The sequence below is a fragment of the Halomonas sabkhae genome, from assembly GCF_030409265.1.
Classification (GTDB): domain Bacteria; phylum Pseudomonadota; class Gammaproteobacteria; order Pseudomonadales; family Halomonadaceae; genus Halomonas; species Halomonas halmophila.
In genome coordinates this window covers 487,213-493,971 of sequence record NZ_JAUFPM010000017.1, presented here as the reverse complement: position 1 = coordinate 493,971, position 6,759 = coordinate 487,213, and the positions used below count along the sequence as shown (strand labels likewise).

Below are 6,759 nucleotides of genomic sequence, written 5' to 3'. Positions count from 1 at the left end.
TGCGCTATTACATCTGTGAGTATTATGATGGAATCCGTGCTCACGAGACTCTGGGCGGAGTGGCGCCCAGAGCCTATGAGTTAGCGGCTTGAGACAAGGTGTCTACTTTTTCGGGGTCACACCAGCTCTTCCCTCTTCCCTCTTCCCTCTTCCCTCTTCCCTCTTCTGTCTTCCCTCTTTCCCCCTCACACCTTCAACTTCCAACCCAGGCTCTCCCCGGCCCGCATGGGCACGATGTCCTGATCCGGGACATACGGCAACGACTCGGGGACCGTCCAGGTCTCGCGTTCTAGGGTCACGCTCTCGGCATTGCGCGGCAGGCCATAGAAGTCCGGCCCGGCGTGGCTGGTGAAGGTTTCCAGCTGGCCCAGCGCGCCGGCCTGCTCGAAGGCCGTGGCATAAAGCTCCAGGGCCACCGGCGCGGTGTAGGCACCGGCACAGCCACAGGCACTTTCCTTGTCGCCCTTGGCATGCGGAGCGCTGTCGGTGCCCAGGAAGAACTTGCCACTGCCTCCGGTCGCGGCCTCGATCAGGGCCTGGCGATGCCGCTCGCGCTTGAGGATCGGCAGGCAGTAGTAATGCGGCCGGATGCCGCCCACGAGCATGTGATTGCGATTGAACAGCAGGTGGTGCGCGGTGATGGTGGCGGCCACATTGCCCGGCGCCGCCGTGACGAAGGCCGCGGCATCGGCGGTGGTAATGTGCTCGAACACCACCTTGAGCGTCGGATGACGATCCAGCAGCGGCTTCATGACCCGCTCGATAAAGACGGCTTCACGATCGAAGATATCGATGTCGGCATCGGTGACCTCGCCATGCACCAGCAACGGCATGCCCAGCCGGGCCATGGCGCCGATGGCCGCATCGCAATGGGCCAGGTCGGTGACGCCGGCTGCCGAGTTGGTGGTGGCGCCGGCGGGATACAGCTTGACCGCCTGCACCTGGCCACTGGCATGGGCCCGCTCGATTTCCTCGGCACTGGTGTTATCGGTGAGGTAGAGCGTCATCAGCGGCTCGAACGCCTCGCCGTCGGGCACGGCCGCCAGAATACGCTGACGATAGTCGAGCGCCTGCTGTGTGGTGGTGACCGGTGGCTTGAGATTGGGCATGATGATGGCACGGCCCATCTGGCGGGCACTGGCCGGCACCACGGCAGGCAGCACCTGGCCGTCCCGGAGGTGAAGGTGCCAGTCGTCCGGGCGTGTCAGGGTGATCGAGTTCACGGCATATCCTGTTATCGACGTGGATTCATGGCGACGAGTATACCGCAATGTCGCCTGCCTCCGGAGCCGCCCGAGCAGGGAAAATACTTCCCTTGCGGGGTCGGCTGCGGTGGCCGTCGCGGCACTGCGGCAAGCAAAAGACCGAGGGAATCACGCTCAGAAAATGCTTCACGCCGTGATGATTTGACGTATCATCCCCGGCCTGAGCAACGCCACGAGGACACCATGCCGAAGGTACGCTATTACGCCGATCTCGTCGCCATCCTGGCCGGCCTGATGTGGCTGATGGTCTATTGGTCGATCAGTTACACGGTGCACATCGGCAATATCGAACCGACCCTTGCTGCCATGCTGATGGCCGGCAGTCTCATCATGATCAGCTTCGTGCACCGCCCTTCGCGCGTGATGCTGAGCCGCTATCATGTGCGCAAGCGCCGCACCGAGATGTGGATGCATATCCTGGTGTTGCCACTGGCACTCGCCTTTCTGATGGCGATCGGCATCGATTACTGGATCACGCTGCTGAACGGCGAGCAGAAGCTTTTGTTGTTCAACGTCCTGGCGACAGCGGGCTGGCTGGTGTTCATCTTCACCCTGGCCATCAAGTTGCTGATCCATACCTTCCTGGAGCGCCGGAAGGCCAGGCAGCGTGCCAAAGCCGGATAACACCGGCCACTTGTAACGCCTCGCCGGCCGCCACCTACCGCCACGGCGGCCGAGCATCCGCGCCCGGCTTCCGGCTAGAAGCGGTCCAGGCGATACGGCGCCATCTCGATATCCGGCGTCTCACCGGCGATCATCTGTGCCAGCAACTGCCCGGTGGCCGGCCCCAGGGTGAAGCCGTGGTGGCCATGGCCGAAGGAGCACCACAAGCCGCGCTTGCCCGGCGCCGGCCCGACCACCGGCTTCATGTCCGGCATGCAGGGACGCGCCCCCTTCCAGGGCACCGCATCGAGTCGTTCGCCCAGGGTCAGCAGCTCATTGGCTCGCCCTTCCGCGGCGGCCAGCTGTGCATGGTGCGGCGGCGCCTCGAGTCGCTCCAGCTCGGCCCCGGTGGTCAGCCGAATGCCGGCCTTCATGGGCGCCATCACATAGCCGACCTCGGCATCCATGACCCAATGCCTGAGGGTTGCCCCCTCGGCCCCGGCATAGTGCATGTGATAACCGCGCTTGACGAACATGGGGGCCGACAGCCCCAGGTGCTCCAGCCAGGTTCGCGACCAGGGTCCCAGCGCCAGCACCAGGTCTTCGGCATGATGGGTTTGCGCGTCGACATCCACCTGCCAGCCGTCGGCATCCTGCCGAACATCCTGAACCTCGCCGAGCAGCAGGCGCCCGCCCTCGGCCTCGAAGGCCCGGGCATAGGCCTGAACGAGGGCACCGGGATCGGCGACCGTCCACGAGTCCAGCCAGTGAATCGCCCCCGCGCAGCGATCGGTCAGATCCGGCTCCAGTTCCGCCAGCTCTCCGGCATCCAGATGACGGAAGTGGACGCCATACTCCGCCCCCATCTGCCGGGCCCCTTCAAGGCGCTCGGCGAGCTTGTCGGCGCTGCGATAGACCTCCAGCCAGCCATCCCGGCCGACCAGCGACTCCGCCCCGGCAGCCTCGATCATCTCGCCATGCGCGTCCAGGCAACGCTGAATGAGGGCAGCATATTCCGGCACCAGACGCGCGTAGCGACTGCCGCCGGAATTTCGCCAGTACTGAAACAGCGGCAAGGCCGCGCGCCACATGCCACCCGGGCGATAGCGAATATCGACCTGACGGTTGGGCAGGACGCGGATCAGGGTGGCCAGATCGCGCGGAAACGGATAAGGCCGCACCGCTTCGCGCTGAATCAGGCCGGCATTGCCGAAGGACGTCTCCTGCCCCGGCGCCTGGCGGTCGATCAGGGTCACGTCGAAGCCCCGCCGAACCAGATACCATGCCACCGACACGCCGATCATGCCCGCCCCCAGCACCGTCACTTGCCGCGCCATCCGTCTCTCCTCGCTTGCCAACGCCTGTCGAAATCCCGACCGCTGCCTCATGCACACGGCAGGGTCGCGGCTGCCATTCTATCAGGCCGAGACGCCTGGCATACCAACACTTTCCGCCCGGTGCAGTCCGTCCTGTCCGATCCGGAAACCTCAGGATGAATCCCCAGCGGCGCGCTGCTGTTCCTCGTGGCGCGTGCGCACGAAATCGGCATGGCTCACATGGAGCAGTTCGGCCAGGCGGCGGATGCGATGCTCTTCCAGGGCGTCCTTGTGTCCATCGGCGTAGGCCAGGGCCCACATCGCGCGCACCAGTTCGATGCGTGACTCTGCGTCGCACTCGTCACGGATCAGGCGCACGAAACGGTGATGGTCCACCGAGGCTTCGGTTTCCTGCTGGGCCAGCTCCATCAGCTCGCTCAGCGCCTCCTCCTCGAGCCCGAAACGTTGACGCAGCTCCTCGCGCAAGGCCTCGAGCTCGGAGGGCTCGAGGCGGTAGTCGGCGCGCATCACCTCGCATAACAGGGCCGCGGTGGCCAGCGCCAGGCTCGGCGGCTCCGCGGAGGACGACTGCGCCGTCATGTCGTTGATCCAGCGTTGCAATGAGGCCAGCATGACAAGACTCCTGTTGCTCATAATGGGCAAGCGTTGCAGCCCGACGAGGCAGACGCTTCATGCACGGATCGACCGCGGAATCGCCATCGGGTTCCCCGTCCGTGCCCGGCGCCGCGCGCTCCAGACAACGCACGCGACGACGCCCGGCTCGAGCCGGCACAGGCGCCGAAGCCTGCCGGGCTCGATGCCTCTCCATTCATTGCCCCGCGAGAGATGACATGCCACGTTTTGCCGACCACCTGTATCATCCCGGCCCCGATAACCCCTTTCCCGGCATCTGGGTGCTGCAACGCCGCCTGGGGCGCACCATTCCCCACCGGCTGGGCTCCAACGAGGGCCTGGACATGCCGCATGCGGCGCTGCGCCGCCACTTCGGCGATGCCATGGTCGAGCATGCCTATTGTTACGGGGATTCCGAGGCGCTCGGCGTGCGTGAGCGCCTGTCACGGCAGCAGGGCATTCCGCTGGAGGCGTTGCTGGTGGATGCCGGCGCCGACAGCCTGCTGGCCCTGGCGCTGCGTGCGGTGGCGATGCCCGACGAGACGGTGATCAGCTCGGCCGGCACCTACCCCACCTTCGGGTATTTCGCCCGTGGCCAGGGCTGCCGGGTGGTCGAAGTGCCCTACGCCGAGGACCAGGACCGCCTGGCCCCTGACCTGCAGGCACTCGCCGAGGCGGCCCACACGCAGCACGCCCGACTGGTGTACCTGGCCAATCCGGACAACCCCAGCGGCCACCTGCATGACGACGAGGCGGTGAAAAAGCTGCGCGAAGCGCTGCCGGAGGATTGCTGGTTGCTGCTCGACGAGGCCTATCACGACTTCCGTTCGGATGCCGATACGCCCTTCGGGCGCGAGGTGCTACCCGGTGTGATTCGCTGCCGCACTCTGTCCAAGGCGCACGGCATGGCCGGCATGCGCATCGGTTACGCGATTGCCGAAGCAGATACCCTGGCCATGCTGATGAAGGTGCGCATTCACTATGCCGTCTCGACCCTGACCCTGGCCGCCGCCGAGGTGGTGCTGGATCACCCCGCCGAGACCCGGCAGCACATTGCCGATGTCATCGCCCGCCGCGAGGCACTGGCCGATCACTTTCGCGCACTGGGCGCCGAGGTACTGCCGAGTGCCACCAATTTCATCGGCATCCGCCTGCCCAGCGCCGAACTGGCCGGGCAGGTCCACGCAGCCCTGCTGGACGAGGGCAAGCTGATCGCCCGACCGGCACATCCCGATCTGGGCCATGTGCTGCGCATCTCGGCGGTAGCCGATGCGCTGACGCCCGGCCGCCTGACGACACTGGAGCGCGCCCTGCAGGACGGATGACTCGGCGCTCAGGGAAACGCTGAATAAATAGCTGAGCATAGTGAAGCGCAAGGCGCACGGAGCACAGAAAGCGAGACATAACAAATAGTTAGGCGAGCTTTCGCGCACCGCGTACAAATTCGCCGGGAGCGAATTTGAACCGTCCGCAGACGGGCCCGGAGGGTAGCCGCCAGGGATGGCGGCTATAGCGCAGCGATTTGCATGCGCAGGCATTTAAGCAGTGTTTCCTCAGACGGGTTGGTGCAGCGAATCACCACGCCCCACCGCGTAATACATCAGGCCCGCCCGGCGAACGGTCTCGGGGTTGTAGAGGTTGCGGCCGTCGACGACCACCGGCATGCCGAGCCGGGTCTTCAGCCAGTCAAAGTCGACCATGCGGAAGACCTTCCACTCGGTGCAGATGACCAGCGCCTCGGCCCCTTCGACGGCGGCCTCGCGTGTCTCGGCGAGAGTCAGGTCATCACGCTGGCCGTAGATTCGCCGGCACTCGTCCATGGCCTCCGGGTCGAAGGCGCGCACCCGCGCCCCGACCCGCCACAGCGATTCCATCAGGAGGCGACTCGGGGCGTCCCGCATGTCATCGGTATTGGGCTTGAAGGACAGGCCCCAGACGGCAATGGTGCGTCCGGCCAGATCACCGTCGAAGGCCCGCTCGAGCTTATCGAACAGCGTCTGCTTCTGGCGCTGGTTGACGCCTTCCACCGCGCTTAGCAGTTCCGCCTGATAGTCGACATCACCGGCCGTGCGCGTCAGGGCACGCACATCCTTGGGAAAACAGGAGCCACCGTAGCCACAGCCAGGGTAGATGAAGTGATAGCCGATGCGCGGATCCGAGCCGATACCGCGCCGCACCTGCTCCACATCGGCCCCCAGGCGTTCGGCCAGGTTGGCGATCTCGTTCATGAAGCTGATCTTGGTGGCGAGCATGGCATTGGCCGCGTACTTGGTCAGCTCGGCGGCGCGCACATCCATGAACATCAGCTTTTCCTGGAGGCGAATATAGGGGCCATAGCAGTCCCGCATCAGCTCGCGAACCCGCTCGGAGTCGGTACCCACGACGATGCGCGCGCCGTGGGAGAAGTCCTCGATGGCCGCCCCTTCCTTGAGGAATTCCGGGTTCGAGCAGACCTCGAACTCGAGGCTCGTGCCGCGCTGCTCGAGTACCTCATCGATCGTGTGGCGCACGCGATCGGCGGTGCCTACCGGGACGGTGGACTTGTCGATGACGACCTTGAAGTCATTCATGTGCTGACCGATGGTCCGGGCCACCGACAGCACGTACTGCAGATCGGCACTGCCATCCTCGTCGGGCGGCGTGCCCACGGCAATGAACTGCAGGGTGCCGAACTCGACCGCCCTGGCCGCATCGGTGGTGAAGGAAAGCCGTCCGGCCGCCGTATTGTGCGTCACCAGCTCTTCCAGGCCCGGCTCGTAGATCGGGATGTCACCGGCCTCGAGGCGCGCGACCTTGTCGGCGTCGACGTCCATGCACAACACATCGTGCCCCACATCCGCCAGGCAGGCACCCGTCACGAGGCCCACATACCCCGTGCCGAAAATCGTGATCTTCATTCCCTATTTCCCCAGCAGGAGTCTTGTTCACTGAATATCGCAACG

General features: G+C 65.2%; 6 protein-coding genes. 2 read left to right on the top strand and 4 right to left on the bottom strand.

Going from position 1 to position 6,759, the window contains the following annotated elements; translation table 11 throughout:
• Window positions 1-185: 185 nt before the first annotated feature.
• On the bottom strand, window positions 186-1,223 hold the full coding sequence (pyrC, locus tag QWY79_RS13010) for a dihydroorotase (protein WP_290273412.1): 1,038 nt from the start codon (window positions 1,221-1,223) through the stop codon (window positions 186-188).
• A gap of 225 nt (window positions 1,224-1,448) precedes the next feature.
• Here pyrC and QWY79_RS13005 point away from each other — a divergent pair, with 225 nt between their 5' ends.
• Window positions 1,449-1,889: a hypothetical protein gene (locus QWY79_RS13005; RefSeq protein ID WP_290273409.1), complete on the top strand. Its 441-nt coding sequence runs from the start codon at window positions 1,449-1,451 to the stop codon at window positions 1,887-1,889.
• Window positions 1,890-1,963: 74 nt separating this feature from the next.
• On the opposite strand, the gene QWY79_RS13000 is transcribed toward QWY79_RS13005, so the two are convergent.
• Both QWY79_RS13000 and QWY79_RS12995 read right to left on the bottom strand, forming a co-directional pair.
• Entirely contained in the window at window positions 1,964-3,205 is a 1,242-nt protein-coding gene (locus tag QWY79_RS13000) for an NAD(P)/FAD-dependent oxidoreductase (RefSeq protein ID WP_290273406.1), read from the bottom strand.
• A 150-nt stretch (window positions 3,206-3,355) separates the two neighbouring features.
• A complete protein-coding gene (locus QWY79_RS12995; RefSeq protein ID WP_290273403.1) occupies window positions 3,356-3,817 on the bottom strand; it encodes a tellurite resistance TerB family protein in 462 nt (153 codons plus the stop codon).
• Window positions 3,818-4,035: 218 nt separating this feature from the next.
• Between QWY79_RS12995 and QWY79_RS12990 the strand changes: the two genes are divergently transcribed.
• Window positions 4,036-5,142: a pyridoxal phosphate-dependent aminotransferase gene (locus QWY79_RS12990; RefSeq protein WP_290273400.1), complete on the top strand. Its 1,107-nt coding sequence runs from the start codon at window positions 4,036-4,038 to the stop codon at window positions 5,140-5,142.
• 228 nt (window positions 5,143-5,370) lie between these two features.
• On the opposite strand, the gene QWY79_RS12985 is transcribed toward QWY79_RS12990, so the two are convergent.
• Window positions 5,371-6,714 carry a UDP-glucose dehydrogenase family protein gene (locus tag QWY79_RS12985; RefSeq protein WP_290273397.1) on the bottom strand — a complete coding sequence of 448 codons (1,344 nt, stop codon included), beginning with the start codon at window positions 6,712-6,714 and terminating at the stop codon, window positions 5,371-5,373.
• Window positions 6,715-6,759 lie beyond the last annotated feature (45 nt).

Excerpts from the sequence above, each read along its gene's own strand:
- QWY79_RS13000 (WP_290273406.1), bottom strand. The coding sequence starts at position 3,205 with ATGGCGCGGCAAGTGACGGTGCTGGGGGCGGGCATGATCGGCGTGTCG.
- QWY79_RS12995 (WP_290273403.1), bottom strand. The coding sequence starts at position 3,817 with ATGCTGGCCTCATTGCAACGCTGGATCAACGACATGACGGCGCAGTCG.
- QWY79_RS13005 (WP_290273409.1), top strand. The coding sequence starts at position 1,449 with ATGCCGAAGGTACGCTATTACGCCGATCTCGTCGCCATCCTGGCCGGC.
- QWY79_RS12990 (WP_290273400.1), top strand. The coding sequence starts at position 4,036 with ATGCCACGTTTTGCCGACCACCTGTATCATCCCGGCCCCGATAACCCC.
- QWY79_RS12985 (WP_290273397.1), bottom strand. The coding sequence starts at position 6,714 with ATGAAGATCACGATTTTCGGCACGGGGTATGTGGGCCTCGTGACGGGT.